Source organism: Nocardia sp. NPDC006630, assembly GCF_040611495.1.
In the GTDB taxonomy this organism is placed as follows: domain Bacteria; phylum Actinomycetota; class Actinomycetes; order Mycobacteriales; family Mycobacteriaceae; genus Nocardia.
The window spans coordinates 646,910-668,578 of sequence record NZ_JBEXOK010000004.1; the positions used below are offsets into that span (position 1 = coordinate 646,910).

Annotated in this window: 18 protein-coding genes; 8 read left to right on the plus strand and 10 right to left on the minus strand. The window is 67.1% G+C overall.

The genetic code is table 11. From position 1 onward, the window contains the following. Positions 1–54: 54 nt before the first annotated feature. From ABZX86_RS14770 to ABZX86_RS14790, 5 genes are all read right to left on the minus strand, one after another. Positions 55–942, minus strand: a complete 888-nt coding sequence (locus ABZX86_RS14770) for a hypothetical protein (protein ID WP_355123653.1) — start codon at positions 940–942, stop codon at positions 55–57. A gap of 104 nt (positions 943–1,046) precedes the next feature. Next, the gene (locus tag ABZX86_RS14775) at positions 1,047–1,826 is read right to left on the minus strand and encodes a hypothetical protein (RefSeq protein WP_355123654.1); all 780 of its coding nucleotides are present in this window, start codon (positions 1,824–1,826) and stop codon (positions 1,047–1,049) included. Positions 1,827–1,989: 163 nt separating this feature from the next. Beyond that, complete coding sequence (locus ABZX86_RS14780) at positions 1,990–3,756, minus strand: protein kinase (protein WP_355123656.1); 1,767 nt, start codon at positions 3,754–3,756, stop codon at positions 1,990–1,992. 58 nt (positions 3,757–3,814) lie between these two features. After that, on the minus strand, positions 3,815–4,468 hold the full coding sequence (locus ABZX86_RS14785) for a response regulator transcription factor (protein WP_355123857.1): 654 nt from the start codon (positions 4,466–4,468) through the stop codon (positions 3,815–3,817). Positions 4,469–4,497: 29 nt separating this feature from the next. Continuing rightward, positions 4,498–5,865 (minus strand): histidine kinase, encoded by a 1,368-nt coding sequence (locus ABZX86_RS14790; protein ID WP_355123657.1) that lies wholly within the window; start codon positions 5,863–5,865, stop codon positions 4,498–4,500. Between the two features lie 189 nt (positions 5,866–6,054). On the opposite strand from ABZX86_RS14790, the gene ABZX86_RS14795 reads away from it, so the two are divergent. From ABZX86_RS14795 to gatB, 4 genes are read left to right on the plus strand one after another with little or no spacing between them, the layout of a single operon-like run. After that, entirely contained in the window at positions 6,055–6,384 is a 330-nt protein-coding gene (locus tag ABZX86_RS14795) for a hypothetical protein (RefSeq protein WP_355123659.1), read from the plus strand. Positions 6,385–6,402: 18 nt separating this feature from the next. Then, on the plus strand, positions 6,403–7,185 hold the full coding sequence (locus tag ABZX86_RS14800; protein ID WP_355123661.1) for an ABC transporter ATP-binding protein: 783 nt from the start codon (positions 6,403–6,405) through the stop codon (positions 7,183–7,185). Next, on the plus strand, positions 7,182–9,677 hold the full coding sequence (locus ABZX86_RS14805; RefSeq protein ID WP_355123662.1) for an FtsX-like permease family protein: 2,496 nt from the start codon (positions 7,182–7,184) through the stop codon (positions 9,675–9,677). The genes ABZX86_RS14800 and ABZX86_RS14805 overlap by 4 nt, the downstream gene beginning before the upstream one ends. A gap of 14 nt (positions 9,678–9,691) precedes the next feature. After that, positions 9,692–11,206 (plus strand): Asp-tRNA(Asn)/Glu-tRNA(Gln) amidotransferase subunit GatB, encoded by a 1,515-nt coding sequence (gene gatB / locus ABZX86_RS14810; protein ID WP_355123664.1) that lies wholly within the window; start codon positions 9,692–9,694, stop codon positions 11,204–11,206. A 60-nt stretch (positions 11,207–11,266) separates the two neighbouring features. On the opposite strand, the gene ABZX86_RS14815 is transcribed toward gatB, so the two are convergent. Continuing rightward, positions 11,267–12,427 carry an epoxide hydrolase family protein gene (locus tag ABZX86_RS14815; protein WP_355123666.1) on the minus strand — a complete coding sequence of 387 codons (1,161 nt, stop codon included), beginning with the start codon at positions 12,425–12,427 and terminating at the stop codon, positions 11,267–11,269. A gap of 63 nt (positions 12,428–12,490) precedes the next feature. Between ABZX86_RS14815 and ABZX86_RS14820 the strand changes: the two genes are divergently transcribed. Next, on the plus strand, positions 12,491–13,441 hold the full coding sequence (locus tag ABZX86_RS14820) for a transcriptional regulator (protein WP_355123668.1): 951 nt from the start codon (positions 12,491–12,493) through the stop codon (positions 13,439–13,441). A 199-nt stretch (positions 13,442–13,640) separates the two neighbouring features. Here the strand turns inward: ABZX86_RS14820 and ABZX86_RS14825 are convergent, their stop codons facing one another. Further along, positions 13,641–14,792: a PQQ-dependent sugar dehydrogenase gene (locus ABZX86_RS14825; RefSeq protein ID WP_355123670.1), complete on the minus strand. Its 1,152-nt coding sequence runs from the start codon at positions 14,790–14,792 to the stop codon at positions 13,641–13,643. 135 nt (positions 14,793–14,927) lie between these two features. Here ABZX86_RS14825 and ABZX86_RS14830 point away from each other — a divergent pair, with 135 nt between their 5' ends. After that, complete coding sequence (locus ABZX86_RS14830) at positions 14,928–15,827, plus strand: DoxX family protein (protein ID WP_355123672.1); 900 nt, start codon at positions 14,928–14,930, stop codon at positions 15,825–15,827. A 151-nt stretch (positions 15,828–15,978) separates the two neighbouring features. Here ABZX86_RS14830 and ABZX86_RS14835 read toward each other — a convergent pair whose 3' ends face one another. The 3 genes from ABZX86_RS14835 to ABZX86_RS14845 all read right to left on the minus strand — a co-directional run bounded on the left by ABZX86_RS14835 (position 15,979) and on the right by ABZX86_RS14845 (position 18,736). Next, positions 15,979–16,278, minus strand: a complete 300-nt coding sequence (locus ABZX86_RS14835) for a hypothetical protein (RefSeq protein WP_327144687.1) — start codon at positions 16,276–16,278, stop codon at positions 15,979–15,981. Positions 16,279–16,293: 15 nt separating this feature from the next. Then, positions 16,294–18,135 carry a dihydroxy-acid dehydratase gene (gene ilvD / locus ABZX86_RS14840; protein WP_355123674.1) on the minus strand — a complete coding sequence of 614 codons (1,842 nt, stop codon included), beginning with the start codon at positions 18,133–18,135 and terminating at the stop codon, positions 16,294–16,296. Positions 18,136–18,283: 148 nt separating this feature from the next. Then, on the minus strand, positions 18,284–18,736 hold the full coding sequence (locus tag ABZX86_RS14845; RefSeq protein WP_355123676.1) for a PH domain-containing protein: 453 nt from the start codon (positions 18,734–18,736) through the stop codon (positions 18,284–18,286). 372 nt (positions 18,737–19,108) lie between these two features. Between ABZX86_RS14845 and ABZX86_RS14850 the strand changes: the two genes are divergently transcribed. Both ABZX86_RS14850 and ilvN read left to right on the plus strand, forming a co-directional pair. After that, a complete protein-coding gene (locus ABZX86_RS14850) occupies positions 19,109–21,061 on the plus strand; it encodes an acetolactate synthase large subunit (RefSeq protein WP_355123678.1) in 1,953 nt (650 codons plus the stop codon). Next, a complete protein-coding gene (gene ilvN / locus ABZX86_RS14855; protein ID WP_297611378.1) occupies positions 21,061–21,564 on the plus strand; it encodes an acetolactate synthase small subunit in 504 nt (167 codons plus the stop codon). Before ABZX86_RS14850 ends, ilvN begins: the two co-directional genes overlap by 1 nt. Positions 21,565–21,669 lie beyond the last annotated feature (105 nt).

The following is a 21,669-nucleotide window of genomic DNA, read 5'->3' on the forward strand; positions in this document are numbered from 1 at the left end:
TGTGGGTCGCGCCCCCGTGAACCGCTGGTTAAGCCTGGTTTTTTCGGAACCCGCTCAGCAGGCGCCGCCGCGTAGTTCGCCCAGATGCTTGCCGATGAGCGCCGCGATCTTGGTGAGCATGGTGGTGCCGTCGTCGAAGGAACCCGAAGTGGGCTGCGCGGCAATCGCGATGGCGATCTGCCCGCCGTCGACCGGCACCAGCCCGAATTGCCGGACCAGGTAGTTTCCGCTCGGATCGGGCCCCCACCCGCCCTTGAATTCGGCGCCGTCCAGCGAGCCGAGTCCCCAGCGCTGCCCGTAGACGATCTTGCCCATGAGCGCGGTGACGGGATCGGATTGCGGCAGGCAGGGTAGTCGCGCGGCGAATTTCAGCTGATCGGCAATGGACCAGTCGGCCTGGCCGAAGGCCGAGTATTCGGCGCGGGCCCGGGTGGCGGGCACCGTGGTGACGGAGTCGCCGCCCTCCCGCAGTACCGCCTGCACCGTCGCCGCGGCGGTGGGCGCGGCGCCCAGCGACTGCCACAGCACGTCGGCGGCCGCATTGTCGGATTCGGTGATGGCCTCGCTCGCGGCGGTGGTATAACCGCTCGGATTCTGGCGCAGCGCGGCCAATGTCAGCGGCACCTTCATCGTCGACCAGGCCGCTCCGGTGGTCCAATCGCCCAGCGCCACCACTCGATCGCTGCCGACGGGCATGAGGGCCAGTCCGACCTTGCCGCTCAGCGTGGGTTGCAGCGTATTGGCGAAATCCCAGGCGAGCGTGCCGGGCAGTGCGAGGTTGACCGCGGAGGTGGTGGTGGTCGCTCCGGCTGCGGCGGTGGTGGCATCGGGTACCAGGACCGGCTTGCTGGTGCAGCCGGTCAGGAGCGCCACCAGCAGGATCGCCGCACCACCGCCCGCGACACGTGCGAAGCGGCGACGTAGCGAATACGGTGCGTCCACCCGGTTACCTCCAACGTCTGCGGTGAGTCCCTGTTTCCTAGCGGACTCACCGGTATGCGTCAATCTCGAGGATTGCCGTGCGCCCCGGGGGATTCCATATGCTACTAGTGCGTGCAGAGCCCCCCGGGCAGATCAGGCAGGTGATCGCCGACCAGCAGCGCGAGCTTGTCCATCATGTCGGTGGCGTCGTCGAAGGAGCCGGAGGTGGGCTCGGCGGCCATGGCCACCGCGATCGGCCCGGCGAGTGTCGGTACCAGACCGAATTGCCGCACAGTGTATTTGCCGGTGTCGTCGTCCGGACCCCAGCCGCCCTTGAATTCCGCGCCGATGAGCCGGCCCAGACCCCAGCTCTGACTCGGCGTGATGTCACTCATCAGCGAGACAACCGAATTGGCTCGCGGCAGGCAGGGCAGTCTGGACGCGAAGCGCACCTGATCGGTCAGCGACCAATCGGTGGCGCCGAAGGCGAGTTCGTCATCGGCCCCCATCATGGCCAGGCGGGTGTGCCGGGCCGCGACATCGGTGAATCCGTCGCCGGCTTCGCGCAGGATCGATTCGACCGCGTCGGCGGCCTCGGCGCCGTTCCCGAGCGAGTTCCAGAGTTCCTGCGCCGCATCATTATCGGAGAAGGTGATGGCCGCCTCGGCGGTGGAGCGCAAACCGGTCGGATCCCGGCGCAGCGCGGCGAGCGCGAGCGGCACCTTGATGGTCGACCACGCGACTCCGGAGCTCCAGTTCCCCAGCACCGTCATATCCCCGCCGCCGACCGGCATGACCGCGAGACCGATGCGGCCGTCCAGCCCGGACTGCAGATCCGCGAAATCGGCTGCGAACGTAATGGATTTCGGCAGCCCGAACAAGCCCGGCAAGTTCGGCGCGACCATCGAGAGACCCGGCGCCGCAGCCGTTTCGGCGGCAGGCGCCACACTCGCGGACCCCGCCGTGGGCGAACCCGCAGAGCTCACATGCACCGCGCATGCGGACGCCGCCAGTAACGTCGCCAAGGTAAAGCCCCGAGCAATGGCCTTGCGACAGGCCGGAATCGGGTCAGTAGACATACACCACCGCGTTCTCACCACCGATGCAGGTGACCAATTTCCCTGTCGCCGTGCAGTTCATCGTGTACGCCCGATTTGTTACCGGGCTGACAACCACCACACTACTTGCCGAACCCGGGCGGCCCGCAGTCGCCTCGGCATATGCCTGGCGAACCTGTTCCGCGAAAGGGCAACTGGTAACAGTGGATCCGATAGCGGAGCCGGTGAAACCGTTGAGCGCCGGATAAACCAGCGGGCAGGGAGTCGAACCGGCCGGCAACTGGACGGTGGTCTGCGCCGGGGGAGCGGTTGACGCCTTCGGTCCCGACAGCGGCACGGTGATGCTCGGATCGCCCTGTGCCACGGTCGTACTCGGCGATTCGCTCCGGGAGTGGTCCAGGACCTGCCAGCCCACCGCACCGGCGATGGCGGCAATGGCGACCACCAGAACGCCGATCGATATCGGCGCCGCCATCGATTTGCGGCGCGGCCGGTAGGACGGCGCGGGCTCCGGATCCTGCCGGGGATGATCCGAGGTCGGGTACAGCGAGGGATCGGGCGTCGGCGCATACGGGAAATCCGGTTGCTGCGGCGCTCCGTAGCCCCAGACCGGCTGCTTCGCCTGCGCCTGAGGTTGTTGCGCGCTCTGCGGCAGCGGCTGATAGTGGAAATCGCTGACACGCACCCGGGTCGGGTCCGACGGCAGGATGACCGGCAGATCGGAGGTGCCCGGCCCCTCCTCGGACGGCGGGAACGCGCCGGTGGTGTATATCGGGTAGCCGCCGGAATTCGGTTGCACCACGGTCGGATCCGAGCTGCGGACGGTGGGCAGCACGGTGGTGGGCGCGGCGGGCGGCGGTGTGGGGGTCAGCGTGCCGGGCGCGGCGGGCGGCACCATCCGGCCGGGCTGCAGGATCTCGGTCGGCGCGGCCGGCACCGGACCACCGGCGAGGGCGGTGCGGGCGGCCCGGGCGAATTCGCCCGCCGTGAGATACCGGCTACCCGGATCCTTGGCCAGCGCCCGCGCCAGCACATCGTCGAGCGCGGCCGGAATCCCGGAGTGCTGCAGGCTCGGTCGCGGCGGCGCTTCGGAAAGATGGCCGCGGATCAGCACACTCATATTGGTCGCCGGGAACGGCTTGTTGCCGGTGAGGCATTCGTGCAGCACACAGCCGAGCGAATACAGATCGGCGCGCCCGGTCACCGGCCCGGAGTCGTCGAAACGCTCCGGGGCCATGTATGCGTACGAGCCGACGGCGGTGCCCGCCATGGTGATACCGGTCTCACCCTCGGTGCGGGCGATGCCGAAGTCGGCGAGATATGCGAAATCCGCATCGGTCACCAGAATATTGGCCGGCTTCACATCGCGGTGCACCAGACCCGAGTAGTGCGCGGCGTCCAAGGCCGCGGCGATCTGCTCGACAATGCCCACCGCGCGCGCCGGTGTCATCGCGCCCCGGCTGTTCAGCAGGCTGCGCAGATCCTGTCCGCGCACCAGCCGCATATCGATGTAGAGCTGGCCGTCGTACTCGCCCCAATCGTGGATCGGGATGATGTGCGGTTCGGCCAGCCGTGCCGCCGCCTGTGATTCACGACGGAAACGTTCCTGGTAGGAGGGGTCTTTCGCGAGTTCGGCGGGTAGTAGCTTGACGGCGACGACACGATCCTTGGAGGTGTCGTAGGCCTCGTAGACCTCACCCATGCCGCCCTTGCCCAGCAACGAGCGCAACTCGTACGGCCCGAACCTGCTGCCGGCCCGCGATGGCGGTGCTTGCACGCCGTCCAACCTCCAACTCCATGGGCGGTATGCGATGACTGTTTCCGCACCTCACCCCTCAAGAGTTGGATTCTCCGGGTGCAACCACACCGTGGTCAAACGCGAACACGATCGCCGCGGCCCGATCGCGCAGGCCCAGCTTCCCGAAAATGTGCCCCACGTGGCTTTTTACGGTTACCTCCGAGATACCGAGGGCGCGCGCGATCTCCGTGTTGACACGCCCCTTGGCAATGAGTTCGAGCACCTCGAGTTCGCGCGCGGTCAGTTCGGTGAGGCGGCTGTCGGCCGGCGCCGGTGTCGGACGTGCCGACCGGTATGCCGTCAGCACCCGCGGAGTAACCGACGGATCCAGCCAGGAGCCGCCCAGCGCCACCGTGCGCACGGCGCGAATCAGATCCTCGGCGGGAGAATCCTTGAGCAGGAATCCCGCCGCGCCCGCGCGTAATGCGCCTGATAGCAATTGATCATCATCGAAGGTGGTGAGCACCAGCACCGGCGGTGCGTCGGCGCGGCCGCGCAGGGTGCGGGTGGCCTCGATGCCGCCGATGCGTTTCATCCGCAGATCCATCAGCACCACGTCCGGGCGGTGCGCGCTGACGGCGGCCGGCACCTCATCACCGTCGGCGCATTCGCTCACCGCGAAACCGTCACGGCGGCGCAGGATTCGGCGCAGGCCGCCGCGCACCAGCTCCTGATCGTCGACCACCAGCACGTCGATGAGCTGCTCGTCCGGCTGGGGGGTCACATACTCTCCTGAATATCGTTGGACGCCAGCGGATTCGGGCGATCGTAGATCTTGCGGGTCACCGAATGCAGCGCGGTGCGCAGCGAATCCTCCGCTGCCACAGCCATACACGCCACGGCCCCGGCCATCGGGATGTGCGCGATCACCTGCCAGCCCTCGTCGACCGGTCCGGACGAGAGCGTGCCGCCGAGCAGGTCGGCCCGCTGGCGCATACCGGAAATCCCCATTCCGCGCCCCGGTCGTACCGCGGCGCCCGCGGGCAGGGTATTGGTCACCGTCACGGTGATATCCCTGGTGCGCAGGACGATTCGCAGCCGAGCCGTCGCGCCCGGTGCGTGCTTGGCGATATTGGCCAGCGATTCCTGGCTGATGCGGTACAGCGCCAGACCCACGCCCGCCGTGATACCGGAGCGATCGCCGTCGAGGCTGTACTCCACCGGCATGCCGGCGCGGACGAAATCGGCTACCAGATCGTCGATATCGTCCAGGTCGGGTTCCGGAGCCTGTGGCGTCGGCAACTGGCCGAGCAGCCCGACGGTGCGCCGAATATCGGCCATGGCCTGGCGGCCCAGGCGCTCGGCATCGGTGAGCGCCTCCACCGCATCGTCCACATCGCGATCGGTTTGCAGCGCATGGCGGGCGGCGGTCACGTGCAACAGGGTGATGCTGAGCGAATGCGCGATCACATCGTGCACCTCGCGGGCAATGCGGCGGCGCTCCTCATCGGCGGCCCGCACCGCGCGGATCTCCTGCGATTCACGCTCCTGGTACAGGTAGCGGCGCTGATAGTTCAACATCTGGCCGGTCATCCAACCGCAGGTCACCGCGAAGATCCAGATCGGTGCGCCGATATCCAGATGTCCGATGGACTCGAAGAAGAGCAGCTCCGCGATCATGGCGCAGGCCACCGGGATACTCGCGATCAGTGGCGCGATGGCCGCGATCTCCCCGGCCGCGGCGATCACCACGAACGGTGCGGAATCGGTCGGTACAGGCTGGGCCAGGAACAGGGCCTCGGCGGTCATCGTAAAGGCCGCGATCATCAGCGGTTTCGGCACAACGCCGAAGAAGGCGTACAGCGGCCCGGTGCTGTAGGTCAGGGCGAGGGCCAGAATCGGCACGAGACTCGGCCAATAGCCGTGCCCGTATCGCTGGATGACCGAGAGGGCGGCGACGGTGAGCAGCACGATATCGATGAGTACGACCACATTGGCCGGATAGCCGAACTGCTCGGCATTGCGCCGGAACTCGGCAACCGGATTGCGCGCGAATGCCCGGATCCGCTGTCCGCTGGCTCGCGCCCAGTCCCGCGTATCCCGCAGCGTCTGCCCGACCGCCGCAGGGGTGGCGCTGGTCACGTTCATTCTGCAAGGCTAGTGGCCGAATTGGACGGCGTACATCGTTCGGCGGCAGGGGCCTGGCTCCTACCGGGGTAGGAGGTCAAGTCGCGTCCGCGGCACGAAGACAGGGCAGCGCGGGCTCTCGTAGCGTCTGGAGTGACTGGTACCGGACCCGTACACCACCGGCCGGGCCACTACGAAAGGTTGGGGGCCATGTCCTGGACAGACCTGCATGCTCGCACCGACATCCTGCACACCGTCCTGGATCGGGCGGCGCGGAATCCCGCTGATGCCACGCTGTTCGAGGGGCTGCCCGAGATGGAGCGGCTCTTCGGCAGCCGGGACGGCGTGCTGCTCGCGCTGCGGAACCGCTGGGAGAACCATTTGAATGTGAAGCTGGAAAACGCACTGGCACAGGGCAAGTCGGCGGTCGAGGTGTACCTCGAACTCGCCGGTGAGCAGCCGGCGCTGCGCGCGATCCTGGACACCTACGACACCGATCACCTCTTCATCCGCCCGCGTCCGCGGGCACTGGCTCGCTGATCCACGAGGGGAACCACCATGCTGGAATTGACCGACGTCACGAAGGAATACCGGGTAGGCGGGCAGGCCGTGCGGGCGCTGGACGGCATCAGCCTGCGCATCGAACCGGGGGAGTTCACCGCCATCATCGGGCCTTCCGGGTCGGGCAAATCCACACTGCTGCATCTGCTCGGGGCGCTGGACTCCCCCGACACCGGGTCGATTCGGTTCCAGGACAGGGAGATCGGGGATCTGGATGACGACAGTCAATCCGAATTCCGGCGGCATCAGGTGGGTTTCATCTTCCAGTTCTTCAATCTGCTGCCGACCCTGACCGCCTGGGAGAACGTCGCCATTCCGAAGCTGTTGGACGGCACCGGATTGCGCAAGGCCAAGCCGCGGGCGTTGGAGCTGCTCGACCTGGTCGGCCTGGCCGATCGCGCCGAGCACCGGCCCGCGGAACTGTCCGGCGGTCAGATGCAGCGGGTCGCGGTGGCGCGGGCGCTCATTATGGATCCGCCGCTCATCCTCGCCGACGAGCCCACCGGCAATCTCGATTCCAAGACCGGCGCCGCGATTCTGCAGCTGCTCGGCGATATCACCCGCGCGGGTAATTCGGTGGTGATGGTGACCCACGATATGGGCGCGGTGCGCTACTGCGATCGCGTGATCACCCTGCGGGACGGGCAGATCGGCTCCATCGAGAAGGTGGAACGCGATGACAACGGCGAGGTGCGGACCACGCCGGTGGGCTTCGGTCCCGCCGCGGACAGCGAAGCAGCCGAGGACAGCGCCGATGACGCCGGTGTGGTGCGCGCATGATCCAGGCGGGCTGGGATCGACTGCGGCTGTTCAATATCGGTGAGCTGCTCGCACACCGCGGTCGCACCATCATGTCCATGGTCGTGATGGGAATCTCCGCAGGACTGCTGGTTTCGGTATTCAGCATCTCCGGCTCCATCACCGGTTCGGTGGACAAGCTCACGCACAGCCTCGGCGGGAATGCGGCGCTGGAGGTCAGCGGCATTACCGATGCCGGATTCGATCAGGCGCTGCTGCCGCAGATCAGAGCCGTCCCTGGCATCGGCACGGCGGTGCCGATGCTGCGCGAATCCATTGGCGCGGACGCTGATCGGGCGATGCTCATCGGCGCGGACGCCAGTGTGTCGAAACTCGGCAGTGATCTCGGCGGTGCGCTGCAGGATCAGGCGAGCACGTTGCTCAACGTGCCCAACGGCGTTCTCATCGGCTCCGCCATGGGGCACAGGGAAGGTGAGCAGATCCAGCTCGGGTCCATCACCGCGACGGTGGCCGGGGTGCTCGACGAATCCACCTCCAAGCGACTCAATTCCGGGCATATCGTCATCGCCCTGCTGCCGGTGGCGCAGAAGATCGCCGATCGGCCCGGACGGCTGGACTCCATCCAGATCATTCCCGCCGCGAAAACCGATGTGGAGCAATTGCGTTCGGACCTGACGAAGCTGGTCGCGGGCCACGCGGTGGTCGCCGATCCGGACCTGCGCACCGCGCAGGCGGGCGGATCCCTGCAGCTGGTGAAGTATTCGACGCTGGCCTCGTCCGCGGCGGCGCTCATCGTCTCGTCGTTCCTCATCTACAACGCCATGAGTATGGCTGTGGCACAACGCCGTCCGATGCTGTCGCTGCTGCGCGCCATCGGCGGCCGGCGCGGACCCGTGGTGCGCGGGCTACTCGCCGAGGCGGCGATACTCGGCCTGTTCGGCGGATTCGTGGGTTCGCTCGTCGGAATAGTCATGGGCCGCATCGCCATCGGCAAGCTCCCGGCCGCCATCGTGCAGTCGGTGGAGGCGCGCACCGAATACGAGGTGCCCGGTTATGCGATTCCGGTGGCCGTGGCCGCCTGTGTGCTGGCCAGCGTCGTCGCCGCGGCCATCGCGGCCCGGCAGGTGTACAAGGTCGCACCCATCGAGGCGCTGGCTCCGGTCGGGACCTCCATCTCCGATGAGGTGAGCCCGCTGCTCAAATGGGGTTCGCTGGTGGTCGGCGCGGTGATGGTCGGCGCGGGGGTCGTGGTCGCCGACGCCGATCTCGGGCGCCTGTCGCTGGTCTCCATCTCGCTGGCCATTGCCGGCGCGGTGGTGCTGTGCTTCTCCGCCACCGGTCCCATCGTGCGGGTAATCGCCGCGGTGGCACGACTTTTCGGTGCACCGGGTGCGCTCGGCGCGACCACCATCGAACGCGCGCCGCGCCGGGTGTGGGCCACCACCATGACCGTCATGATCGGCATCGCCGCCATCGTGGCCATGGGCAATGCCTCCCGCAATATGGTCGACGCGGCGGCGCAGACCTTCCAAGGCCTCGGCCGCACAGACGTTTTCGTCAGCGCGACCGCGATGGAGCAGTTCCCCACCGGCCCGCTGCTGCCGTCGGATCTGAAGGACAAGCTGAGCGGCATTCCCGGCATCAGCGATATCGGTTCGGCCCAAATGGCTTTCGCCACCCTGGGGCGCGGCCGCGTCATGCTGCAGGGCTACCAGGGCGGGGTGGCCCGCAGTTCGGCCCTGGACGGTACGAGCCAGCAGGACCTGGACCGCATGGCAGCCGGTCAGGGCATTGTCGTTTCTCGCGATGTGGCCCGCTCGCTCGGAGTGAGCGAGGGTTCCGGCGTGGATCTGCCGACACCGACCGGCGTGCACCACGTGACGGTCTTGCGGGTGGTGCCGTACTTCTCCGCCATCGCGGGCGTGGTCGTACTGGATCTGAACATTCTGCGGCAGTGGTATCAGCGGCCCGGCGAGACCATTATCGGTATCGACTTCGCGCCGAACGCCGATCACGAGGCCGTTTTCAATGCCATCCGCGCGGCCGTCCCCGCGCAACTGCATGTCGTCACCGGTGAGCAGGCGGTGACCGCCATCTCCAGCAGCGTCCGGCAGGGGATGTCCATCAGCAGTGCGATTCTCTGGATCGTGGTGCTGGTCTCCACAGTCGCGCTGCTGAACACCCTGATGCTCTCGGTGCTGGAACGCCGCCGGGAACTCGGCGTACTGCGCGCCATGGGCACGAGCCGCCGCTTCCTGCTGCGCACCGTCCTCACCGAGGCGGCCGGTATCGGAGTGACCGGCGCCGCACTGGGTCTCGCGGTGGGTTCCGCCACGCACTACCTGGCCACGGTGGCCCTCGGGCACGCGATCTCCATCGATATCCACTACCAGGCCAGTCCGCTGCTGCTGGTCTACGCCATCGTGGCCCTGGCATTGTCGCTGCTCGGCTCCATCCCGCCCGCGCTGCGCGCCGCCCACCTCCCCATCGTGGAGGCCATTGCCGCCGACTGAATAGGATGGTGGCCATGAGCGCAGCCACGGTCGACTTGATGGACTACACCGACGTCATCAGCCGGTACGAGCCGGTGCTGGGTATGGAGGTGCACGTCGAGCTGGGTACCGCGACCAAGATGTTCTGCGGATGCCCGACCGAATTCGGCGCCGAGCCCAACACCCAGGTGTGTCCGGTGTGTTTGGGCCTGCCCGGATCGCTGCCGGTGGTGAACGAGAAGGCCGTCGAATCGGCCATTCGGATCGGCCTCGCGCTGAACTGCTCGATCACCCCGTGGGGGCGGTTCGCGCGCAAGAACTACTTCTACCCGGACCAGCCGAAGAACTATCAGATCAGCCAGTACGACGAGCCGATCGCCACCGACGGCTACCTCGATGTGATCCTCGACGACGGAGCGGTCTTCCGGGTGGAGATCGAGCGCGCGCATATGGAGGAGGACACCGGTAAGTCGCTGCACGTCGGCGGCGCGACCGGTCGCATCGTCGGCGCCTCGCACTCGCTGCTGGACTACAACCGCGCGGGTGTGCCGCTCATCGAGATCGTCACCAAGACGATCACAGGTGCGGGGGAGCGGGCGCCGGAGGTGGCGCGCGCCTATGTCACCGCGCTGCGCGAGGTGCTCAAATCGCTGAACGTCTCCGATGTGAAGATGGAACAGGGTTCGCTGCGCTGCGACGCCAATGTTTCGCTGATGCCCAAGGGCGCCAAGGTATTCGGCACCCGCACCGAGACCAAGAACGTGAACTCGCTCAAGAGCGTCGAAGTCGCGGTGCGCTACGAGATGCGCCGCCAGGCCGCGGTGCTGACCGCCGGCGGCGAGATCATCCAGGAGACCCGGCACTTCCACGAGGTCGACGGTTCCACCTCCTCCGGCCGGGTCAAGGAGACCGCCGAGGACTACCGCTACTTCCCGGAGCCGGACCTCGAGCCCGTCGCGCCGGACGCCGCCTGGGTCGAAGAGCTGCGCGGCACCATTCCGGAGTACCCGTGGCTGCGCCGGGCGCGCATCCAGGCCGATTGGGAACTCTCCGATGAGGTGTTCCGCGATCTGGTCAATGCCGGTGCGCTGGACCTGATCATCGCGACGGTCGATGCCGGGGCCTCCGTCAACGAGGCACGTTCCTGGTGGGTGTCCTACCTGACCGAGAAGGCCAAGGAGCGTGAGGTGGCGCTCGACGAGCTGCCGATCACCCCGAAGCAGGTCGCCGAGGTGGCCGGACTGGTCGAGGCCAAGACCATCAACAACAAGAGCGCCAAGCAGGTTGTCGACCTCGTGCTCGCCGGCGAGGGTGAGCCCGCCGCGATCGTCGAGGCCAAGGGCCTGGGCATGGTCAGCGACGATTCCGCGCTGCAGAGCGAGGTCGACAAGGCGCTCGAGGCCAATGCGGCCATCGCCGAGAAGATCCGCTCCGGCAAGATCCAGGCCGCGGGCAAGATCGTCGGCGACGTCATGAAGGCCACCCGGGGTCAGGCCGATGCCGCGCGCGTGCGCGAACTCGTGCTGGCGGCCTGCGGCGTCTCCGAATAGGCGCTGTAGCAACGTAAATGGCGCACGGCATCAGCCGTGCGCCATTTCAATTCGGTCCGATCACTTCAGTTCGCCGAAGAATTGGCGGACGTCGGTGGTGAACAGGTCGGGCGCCTCCATGGCCGCGAAGTGGCCGCCGCGGTCGAATTCCGACCAGTGCACGATATTGTTGCCGTACTCGCCGAAACGGCGAATCGCGATGTCCTGTGCGAAGACCGCGACGCCGACGGGGGTCGGTGAGCGTTCCGCCTTCCAGCCCTGGACGTGCATGTTCTCGTAGTAGAGGCGCGCGGCCGAACCCGCCGTGCCGGTGAGCCAGTACAGCATCACATTGGTCAGCAACCGGTCCCGGTCGATGGCCTGCTCCGGCAGGTCGTTCGAGGGGAAGGTCCACTCCTTGAACTTCTCCATGATCCAGGCCAGCTGTCCGATGGGGGAGTCCACCAGGCTGTAGGCGATGGTCTGCGGCTTGGTCGCCTGAATCTTGAAGTAGCCGTTGTCATCACCGTTGAAGTGGGCGAGCCGCACCAGCCGCGCCTGCTCGGATTCGGTGAGGGTGGCGCGCTCCTCATCGGATACCTTGCCGAACGGGATGAATCCGAAGGTCGCCGCGTTGAGGTGAACTCCCGCAACGTGTTCGGCGTCGATCTTGCCGAGCTCGGCCGAGACGAACGCGCCCATATCGCCGCCCTGCACGCCGTAGCGCTCATAACCCAGGCGGCGCATCAACTCTGCCCACGCCGCCGCGATACGGCCTGTGTTCCACCCCTTTTCGGTGGTGGGGCCGGAGAAGCCGAAACCGGGCAGTGCGGGAATCACCACGTGGAAGGCGCTCGCCGGATCGCCGCCGTGCGCCGCCGGATCGGTGAGCGGGCCGATCACATCGAGGAATTCGACCATAGAACCCGGCCAGCCGTGCGTGAGGATGAGCGGCATCGCCTCCGGCTCCGCCGAGCGGATGTGCACGAAATGCACGTTCTGGCCGTCGATTTCGGTGGTGAACTGCGGCAGCTCGTTCAGCTCCGCCTCATGGCGGCGCCAGTCGTACCCGGTGCGCCAGTACTCGGCGAGTTCCCGGACGTAGTCGAGCGGAATCCCGTACTCCCAGCCGACGCCGGGCAGTTCGTCGGGCCAGCGGGCGCCGGCCAGCCGGTTGCCCAGATCATCCAGATCGGACTGGGCGATATCGATGCGGAAGGGGGAGATGGCCTCGTTGTTCATAGGTATAACGGTAGAAGGACTATAGGACATCTTCGGTCCTATAGTCCTGGCAGACTGCCGGATATGAAAGAAACTTCCGGGCGACTGCTGCGGCTGCTCGGTCTCCTGCAGATGCGGCGCGAATGGTCCGGGCAGGAGCTGGCAGATCGGCTGGGCATCACCACGCGCACGGTGCGGCGCGATATCGACAAGCTGCGTGAACTCGACTATCCGGTACAGGCGTCGAAGGGTATTACCGGCGGCTACCGGCTCGGGTCGGGTGCGCAATTGCCGCCGCTGCTGCTCGACGATGAGGAGGCGGTGGCCATTGCCATCGCACTGCGCACCGCTGCGGGCAGTGGCGTGGCCGGGCAGGGCGAAACGGCGCTGCGCGCGCTTGTGAAGCTGGAGCAGGTGCTGCCCAATCGACTGCGTAATCGCTTGGAGGCCTTGCAGATTGCCACCGTGTACGCGCCCGGCAGAGGCCCGACCGTGGAGCCGGAAACGCTCAGCGCGATTGCGACGGCCTGCCGCGACGAGCAGCAGCTGCGATTCCGCTACGGCGACTCGGAGACCGTCCGCACCGTCGAACCGCATCAGGTGGTGACCTGGGGCCGCCGCTGGTATCTGGTGGCCTGGGACCTCGGCCGCGACGACTGGCGCACCTTCCGGGTGGATCGAATGCAGCCGAAAGTGCCTGCGGGACCGCGCTTCACACCCCGCGAACTCCCCGGCGGCGATGCCGCCGCCTTCGTTGCAGGTGGCATCGCCCAGCGCTGGCCCTATCAGGCCACGGTCCGGCTGCGCACCCCCGCCGATTCCGAACCGGCACGCCTGTCGGCGACCTACGGCCGCATCGAACCCGTCGACAATCGCAGCTGCCTATTGCACATCGGCGCGGACGATGCGCGCGCACTCGTCTTCCTGCTCGGCGCGATCACCGTCGATTTCGAGGTGATCGACGCGCCCGAGCTGTCCCGCGAACTCCGCGCTGCCGCAGCACGTTTCAATGCTGCGGCAGGCACTGATCAATGAGCGTCAATGTTGCGGCAGGCACTGATCAATGAGCGCGCGGCCGGGGTGTAGTCAGCCTGCGGTCACGAGTCACCCCGTCATCGCGGTGCGAGCCACCGCATAACCGCGGCGCGTCTTTCAGCCGGGCCTGCGGAAACACAGTGGCGCACTACCGATGCAGATCCCGGCCGAAAGCATGCCGGGATGACGGGGCGTGGATCTAGTCGTGCCCGCCGCCTTGGCCCGCGGACGGCGGCGGGATGCGGACGACGCGATCGTCGTACTGATTGGGCTGGCCGCCGTCGGATTTGTTCACCGTCGAGGACCAGATGCTGCCGTCGCCGCCGATCGAGGCACCGTCGAGCCGCCCGTACTTGTCCTGTGCCAGCAATGTCGGGGAGGCGGTGACGGCGTGAGTTGTCTTGTCGGCCTTCGCGATTGCGAGGGCCTTCTGGTTGGTGAGGGCAATGGCCACGCCGTCGGTGGCGGCGGCGCAACCGGCCACACCCGGATGGTCGGGCCAGCTCCAGGCCTTGCTGGCGGTGCCGTCGGGTGCGACGCGCTGCAGACGATCCTCGGTGGCGGTGCGATCGGTGACCCAGATGGAATCCTGATGGTCCGAGCACACGCCGCCCGCGACGCCGATACCGGCGAGCATGACCTGCGCGGTGGCGCCCGGCGCGGGTGAGTTGACGCTCAGCAGCTTCCCGGCCCAGGAACCATTGTCGGCCGCCGACGAGGGGTTGCCCGCATCGCCGGTGAGCACCAGCATCTTATCGGCGGTGTGGAAGTCGATGGCGCCGCGATTGCCATTGGCGCCCTTCGGAATTCCGGTGAGAATCGGCTTGGGCGCGCCGCCGTCGGTGGAGACGCGCACCACCCGGTTATCGCTGCCGGTGGTGATGTACGCGTAGATCAGGCCGTCCTCGGCGAAACTCGGGGACAGCGCCAGCGCGGTGAGACCGCCGTCGCCCGTCGCGTCCACATCGAGGTGGGCGACCTCCACCGGCGCGGGCGGAACACCCTCATCGGTGGCGACCACCTTCAGAATCCGCCCGGTCAGCCGTTCCGCGACCAGTCCGCTGGTGCCGTCCGGCAGCGTGACCACGCCGCCGGTGGTGTCCAGGCATGAGATGACCACTGCCGGATCGGGATCCACACACGGCAGATCCGGCCGCTTCGCCGAACTGCTCGGCGCATTCGGCTTGGTACTGCCCTGATCGGCATCCTGCCAGTTCGGCTCGGTGGTGAACGGCGTCGAAGCACGATCGTCGAACCGTGCACAACCGGAGAGCAGCATGACGCCGAGCATCGCGCCCACCACGATTCTCCGTGCGCCCACCCCGAACCGGCCCGCGGCAACCCAACTCATGGTGCAGACGTTACGGAAAACCCGGCGCGGATGTGCGGACGGGGTCGCTGACCACCCCGGCGCACCGCGAACTGGACATCGGACACGCCCGCGACTGTCGTGTGTCCGGCGCTCTCGCCGCATACTCTGACCCGCGTGACCGAGAAGCCGAACGAGCACTCCGCCGACGCGCCGGGCAGCATCCCGCCCGGATCGCCACGGACCACGGGCGAGCCGGTGCGCAGCCCCTATGATTCGCCGACCGAGCAGTTCCAGACCTCGAGCGTGAAGGCCGATCTCACCAAGGATCTGCCGCGCACCGACGAGGAACTCGGCCTGGATCCGGAAGTGCCGCTGTACACGGAGGTGAAGGAGGCCATCAGCGCCGGCCCGACGCCCCCGGCAGTCGGCAACGGCGTTCCTGCCGCCGACGACACCGCGCCCACCTACGCCTTCGCCAGCATTCCGCCCGCACCCAACGGCGGCGCGGAGCCCACCACCCGTATCCGCAGGCGCGACGACCGCCGCGGCACGCTGGACCTCGGACTGCTGCTGTTGCGCTTGGTCATCGGCGGCACCTTCGTCTACCACGGACTGCAGAAGGCGGCGGGCTGGTTCCACGGCCCCGGCTACGACGGCATCCGTACGTCCATGGAGAACGGCGGCTGGAAGCATGCCGATTTCGCCGCGCCCATGCTGATCGCCGGTGAACTCGGCGGCGGCATTCTGGTGGCTGTCGGCCTGGCGACGCCGCTGGCCGCCGGCGCGGTGCTGGCGGTCATCCTGGATGCCTGGATGTGGAAGCAGGGCATGGTCGCTGGCTTCCAGTACAAGGCGGGCACGGGTGTCGAGCTGGAATCCATTCTCGCGGGCGGCGCGGCCGCCATCATGCTCACCGGTCCCGGCCGCCTCTCGCTCGATCGCAATCGCGGCTGGGCCACCAGACCGTTCCTCGGCTCGCTCGCAGCGCTGGTCGCCGCGGTCGCCGCCGCGATCCTCACCTACATCTACCTGCACGGCGGCAATCCGCTGGAAGGCATCCGCCCCTTCAACTGACCTCGCCCGAAAGCCAGGTGGCCCGGAGCGATCCACTGGATCGCCCGGGCCACTTGCTGTTTGCGCAGACTCGCGTGGATTCGCTTCTCCGGTAGGAGCGGACTAGGCGAATCCCTCCCCGCGGTGGGCGGGAGCCACGCCCCCGCCGAGCTCACCACTGGGTGGCGTTGAAGCGCTCCCACTCCTGGAAGGTCTCCTGGTGTAGTCGCAATACCTGCCCGGACTTCGCATCGATCTGCTCGTTCAGAAAAGAACGGTGAGCGGCGATCGCGGCGGCGTCGGCGGGCGAGGCCATGAACTCCGTGCTGCCCAGTTCGCGAGACTGGGCGGCGAGTTCCTCGGCCTCGGCCAGCAGTACCTTCGCCTGGGCCTTGCGGTAATCGCAACGCTCCAGCATCGAGGAGTACTCGGCCAGCATCGTGTCGGCCTTGCCGACATATTCGATTGTCATTCCCTCTGATCTTTCTTACGGCACCCGCCGCACAGCACCCTTGTCGGCCGAGGTCGCCAGCGCGGCATACGCGCGCAGCGCGGTGGTTACCGTGCGCTCGCGATTCACGGGCTGCCAAGGCCGTTCTGACGCTTCCATTTTCACGCGTCGCTCCGCGAGAACCTCATCGGGGACCAGCAATTCGAGGGCACGGGTGTGCACATCGATGCGAATGCGGTCACCGTTCTCGATCAGGCCGATGCCGCCGCCACTGGCCGCCTCCGGCGAAATATGGCCGATGGACAGGCCCGATGTGCCGCCGGAGAAGCGGCCGTCGGTGATGAGCGCACAGACCTTGCCCAGACCCGTGCCCTTCAGGAACGAGGTGGGGTGCAGCATTTCCTGCATGCCGGGACCGCCCGAGGGACCCTCGTAGCGGATCACGATCACATCGCCCGGCTGGATCTTCTTATTGAGAATCAGCGAGACCGCCTCCTCCTGGGATTCGACCACCACGGCCGGACCCTCGAAGGTGTACAGATCCTCGTCGATGCCCGCGGTCTTGAGGATCGCGCCGTCCGGTGCGATATTGCCGCGCAGCACGCACAGCCCGCCCTCGACGGTGTAGGCGTGCGCCAGATCGCGGATGCAGCCGCCCTCGGCATCGGTATCGAGGGAGGACCAGCGATTCTCGGTGGAGAACGGCTCGATGGTGCGCACTCCGCCGGGCGCGGCGTGGAACAGCTCGATGGCCTCGTCGGAAGCCGTGCCGGAGCGGATATCCCAGGTGTCGAGCCAGTCCTCGAAGGAGGCGCTGTGCACATTGGTGACATCGGTTTCCAGCAACCCGGCGCGGCGCAGTTCGCCCATGATGGCCGGAATGCCACCGGCGCGGTGCACATCCTCCATGTGGTAATCGGAGTTGGGGGAGACCTTCGACAGGCAGGGCACCCGGCGGGAGATCTCGTCGATGGTCTGCAGATCGAAGTCGATCTCACCCTCCTGCGCGGCGGCGAGGGTGTGCAGCACGGTATTGGTGGAACCGCCCATGGCCACGTCCAGCGCCATCGCATTGCGGAAAGCCTTGGCGGTGGCCACATTCCGCGGCAGCACCGAGGCGTCGTCATCGCGGTACCAGCGGGTGGCGATATCCACGATGACCTGACCGGCGCGGGTGAACAGCGCCCGGCGGGCGGCATGGGTGGCCAGCGTGGAGCCATTGCCCGGCAGCGCCAGACCCAGTGCCTCGGTGAGGCAGTTCATGGAGTTCGCGGTGAACATGCCGGAGCAGGAACCACAGGTCGGACAGGCGCTGCGCTCGACCTCGTCCAGGCCCGCATCGCTGACGGCCTGCGAGGCGCTGGCGGCGATGGCGGTGATGAGGTCGGTCGGCGCCTGCGCCACACCGCCCACCACGACGGCCTTACCGGCCTCCATCGGACCGCCGGAGACGAAGACAGCCGGAATGTTCAGCCGCATGGCGGCATTGAGCATGCCGGGAGTGATCTTGTCGCAGTTGGAGATACACACCAGCGCGTCGGCGGTGTGCGCATTCGCCATGTACTCGACCGAATCGGCGATGATCTCGCGCGAGGGCAGCGAGTAGAGCATGCCGCCGTGACCCATGGCGATGCCGTCGTCCACCGCGATGGTGTGGAACTCGCGCGGTACACCGCCCGCCGCCCAAATCGCCTCGGCCACAATCTCGCCGACGTTCTTCAGATGAACATGGCCGGGTACGAACTGCGTGTACGAGTTCGCGATGGCGATGATCGGCTTACCGAAATCGGAGTCGGTCATACCGGTCGCACGCCAGAGGGCGCGAGCGCCCGCGGCATTGCGTCCGGCGGTGGTGGTGCGTGAGCGAAGCGGTGGCATGGGGTCCTCGGGGTCTCGTCGCAGGGGGCTGGTCGGCGACTTCGCCGATTACTTTCGGCGGGCCCCAACGTTACTCCCGCGCCTGCTGATACCCGTCAGCGGCCGAAACCTCGCACCCCGACACGCGGGAGGCCGGAGCCCCCGGCCCTCAGGGCTTCGGGTTCTCGGGCTTCGCGGACTCGGACTCGGTTGCCACAGCCTCGTCGGCCTCGCTGTCGCCGGCCGCATCCGCGTCCTCGGGCCCGATGAACGGATCCGGAATTCGCCCGCCGGATGCTGCGACCAGATCGGCCAGCCGGTCATAGCTGACCGCGGGCAGCCGCACATCCGAATCATCGGCGAGATGCAGCTGCAGGTACCCGCGCTTCGGTATGCGCAGACCCTTCACCTCGGACCAGTCGATGTGCCGGCTGGAGAACATGGTGCGCGCGTCGATCCCCGACTCCGACACCGTGGTCCGGGTGCGTTCGATCCAGACGGCCACGGCAACCGGTATGGCGAACAACACCCATAGTCCCGCGGGCCACCCGAAGAACGGGAAAGCTGCGCAGAACAGCAGGAGGAACACCCCGATGTGCGCGAGCCGGGGGATCCGGATCACGCGACCCGTGTCCGATCCGGAGTCGGGCGTGTGGGACGATCGAGCTGGTGGCACGGACTGATGCGGTGATGACACACCCCCATCCTCGCATTGTGTTGAACGAACCCGAACAACCGCTCTGTCTCACATAATGAGACACACATGGTCAGATGTTTGACTCAGCGGCTCATGCGCACTTACCGTCGGACGCGTGAATCGAATCGAGTTGCTCGTAATCGGCCGGCGCGTCCAGCGCTGAGCCGACGACTATAGGTCAATTACGTCAGCTCGCAGCTGCGACGCGCCACCCTCGAACAGCCATGGCTGTCGAGGGCTTTTTTGTGTTCAGGCAAGTCCATGAACTGGAACGACAAGCAGTAAGGAACCAAGACGGTGAGCGCACCTACCGCCCGACCCGGGCCTTCGGCCCGCAGGCCCGCGCCTTCGGCCACGCCGGCCGTGGCTCCGGCCACCACTCCGAACCGCCGCCAGGTCCCGCCCGAGCGGGTCACCGGCGCGCAGTCTGTTGTCCGTTCCCTCGAGGAGCTCGGCGTCGACACGGTTTTCGGTATTCCGGGCGGCGCGATCCTTCCCGTCTACGACCCGCTCTTCGATTCCACCAAGGTCCGCCACGTGCTGGTTCGGCATGAGCAGGGCGGCGGCCACGCGGCCACCGGCTATGCGCAGGCCACCGGCAAGGTCGGTGTGTGCATGGCCACGTCCGGCCCCGGCGCGACCAACCTGGTGACCCCGATCGCGGACGCCCAGATGGATTCGGTGCCGCTGGTGGCCATCACCGGCCAGGTCGGGCGCAGCCTGATCGGCACCGACGCCTTCCAGGAAGCCGATATCTCGGGCATCACCATGGCGTGCACCAAGCACAACTTCCTGGTCACCGACCCGATCGATATCCCGCGCATGCTGGCCGAGGCCTTCCACCTGGCCTCCTCCGGTCGTCCGGGCGCGGTCCTGGTCGATATCCCGAAGGATGTGCTGCAGGCGCAGACCACCTTCAGCTGGCCGCCGGAGATGCGCCTGCCCGGCTACCGTCCGGTGACCAAGCCGCACGGCAAGCAGGTGCGCGAGGCCGCCCGCATGATTCTCGAGGCCAAGTCCCCGGTGCTCTACGTCGGCGGCGGCGTCATCAAGTCCGACGCCTCCCCGGAACTGCTGGAGCTGGCCGAGCTGACCGGTATCCCGGTCGTCACGACGCTCATGGCCCGCGGCGCGTTCCCGGACACGCACACCCTGAACATGGGCATGCCCGGTATGCACGGCACCGTGGGAGCCGTTGCGGCACTGCAGAAGTCGGACCTCATGGTCGTCCTCGGCGCGCGTTTCGACGACCGCGTCACCGGCCAGCTGGACTCCTTCGCACCCAATGCCAAGGTCATCCACGCCGATATCGACCCGGCCGAGATCGGCAAGAACCGGCACGCGGACGTCCCGATCGTGGGCGACTGCCGTGAGGTCATCACCGAGCTCATCGAAACCCTCAAGTCCGATCCGGCCGTCGGCGAAGCGCCGCTGCTCGAGCTCGGCGCCTGGTGGACCTACCTGGACGGGATCCGCAAGGCCTACCCGCTGGGCTGGAAGACCCCGAGCGACGGTTCGCTGTCTCCGGAATTCGTCATCGAGACGCTGGGCCGGCTCGCCGGACCGGACGCCATCTACTGCGCCGGCGTCGGCCAGCACCAGATGTGGGCCGCCCAGTTCATCAAGTACGAGAAGCCGCGCACCTGGCTGAACTCCGGTGGCCTCGGCACCATGGGCTACGCGGTCCCCGCGGCCATGGGCGCCAAGATGGGCCTGCCGGACCGCGAGGTCTGGGCCATCGACGGTGACGGCTGCTTCCAGATGACCAATCAGGAACTGGCCACCTGTGCCGTCGAGGGTGTGCCGATCAAGGTCGCGCTCATCAACAACGGCAATCTCGGCATGGTCCGCCAGTGGCAGACCCTGTTCTACGAGAAGCGCTACTCGAACACCGATCTGGGCACCCACACCCTGCGCATTCCCGATTTCGTGAAGCTCGCGGAAGCCCTTGGCTGCCACGGCATCCGGGTCGAGAAGGAAGAGGACGTGGAGGCCGCGATCCTCGAGGCGCAGTCCATCAACGACCGTCCCGTGGTGATCGATTTCATCGTCGGCAAGGACGCGCAGGTGTGGCCGATGGTCGCCGCCGGCACCTCCAATGACGAGATCATGGCCGCGCGCGGCATCCGCCCGCTGTTCGATGACGATGAGGCCGTGGACGAGCCCGCCGTGATCCACGAGGCGATGCTGCACGAGAAGGCCACCCTGACTGCCCACGAAAAGGCCGCCCAGAAGGGGACCGAGGCATAATGAGCACCACCCACACCCTCTCCGTGCTGGTGGAGGACAAGCCCGGCGTGCTCGCGCGTGTCGCCAGCCTGTTCTCCCGCCGCGGCTTCAATATCGAGTCGCTGGCGGTCGGCGGCACCGAGATCCCCGAGATCTCGCGCATGACCATCGTCGTGACGGTCGAGGACCTGCCGCTCGAGCAGGTCACCAAGCAGCTCAACAAGCTGATCAATGTCATCAAGATCGTGGAGCAGGACGACGACAGTTCCGTTGCCCGCGAACTGATCCTGGTGAAGGTGCGCGCCGACGCCAGCGTCCGCACCCAGGTCATCGAAGCAGTGAACCTGTTCCGTGCCAAGGTGATCGACGTGTCACCCGACGCGCTGACCATCGAGGCGACCGGCACCCGGTCCAAGCTCGACGCACTGCTGCGCATGATGGAGCCGTACGGCATCCGTGAGATCGTGCAGTCCGGAGTTGTCGCAGTGGGCCGTGGACCCAAGTCCATCACCGCGACTCGCTAGTAACCGGCCGCCCCGGCGGCCATTGGCACGTCCTCCCGGCATGCTTTTCGCCGGGACCTATAACTCAGACACAGAATCCAGAAGGAGAAACCCAAAGTGGCAGTC